Annotated in this window: 1 pseudogene; it reads right to left on the minus strand. The window is 33.8% G+C overall.

What is annotated here, in order from left to right:
- Positions 1–1,011 (minus strand): annotated as a pseudogene (locus BZG73_RS16050) (DEAD/DEAH box helicase); the annotation flags it as partial.

The following is a 1,011-nucleotide window of genomic DNA, read 5'->3' on the forward strand; positions in this document are numbered from 1 at the left end:
GCCATAATATTTAGAACATCTTTTTTGCAGGATCCAAACTCTAAATATATATGATATGGCTCCAGTTCTATTTCTTCGTTATCACTTCTACTGTTTATTAAAACATGTTTTAATATATCATTGTATGCAGAGAAATATTTGACCATCTTGAACCTGATATCGTTATCCAAAATATTTAAGTAATCTCTAATTATTGTAGAGGCTTTTTTGTTAGGCTCGCTTTTCCTAACATAGTTAACACGCTCTCTAATAAGTTCACCTAACGGCTTACCCCAGATCCAATAATATGCCAAGAAGCTAATTAGATTTTTATAACTTTGGGATAACTCCCACCCAAAGCAATCAATAAAAATATCAATAACGTTATTCATCTTTACCTTAGCCCCAGATGTATAGGGACTAATAAGTAGATAGTCTTCAAGGTGTTCCTTTTTTGATAAGAAGTTGTACACCTTCTGTAAATGATCAGGCCTAATTCCTTTGTTTCTTTCAATAATATCTGACGGGAGGTCAACAACCATTTGAGATATGACTGATATAGTTTTATCAAGATTTTCAGAATTCTCATCTGTTCTATAAGTTTCAATAGAAGAGTTATTTTCTGAGTAATGATAATCTTGGTACAGTTTACTAAATGCCATCTCCGCTTCGTCAATAATCTTTCCAGGCTCGATATTATCAGAGAGAAGATCTTGAATTAGTGAGCCACCATCAGTCATAACCGAGCTTATTGCAGAAGAGATCTCTTGTAGCTTATCGCCTTCATAAGAATTATCATCCCATTTTGATGGTCTTATACACCAAATATTACCATGAAATTCTTTTAACAGCCTACCAGCACGTCCGGATAGATTTAAAAAATCTGATCGAGACATGGGGCTGTCACCAGACTTAGGATTCTCGATTATTATATGTTTAGCGGGTAAATTAACCCCTTGTAAAAGAGTGCTAGTGCAACAGATAAATTTAATTTCATCATTCTTAAAAAGAGTTTCAATACCAGACCTAACT

Source organism: Salinivibrio siamensis (assembly GCF_001996005.1).
Lineage (GTDB): Bacteria > Pseudomonadota > Gammaproteobacteria > Enterobacterales > Vibrionaceae > Salinivibrio > Salinivibrio siamensis.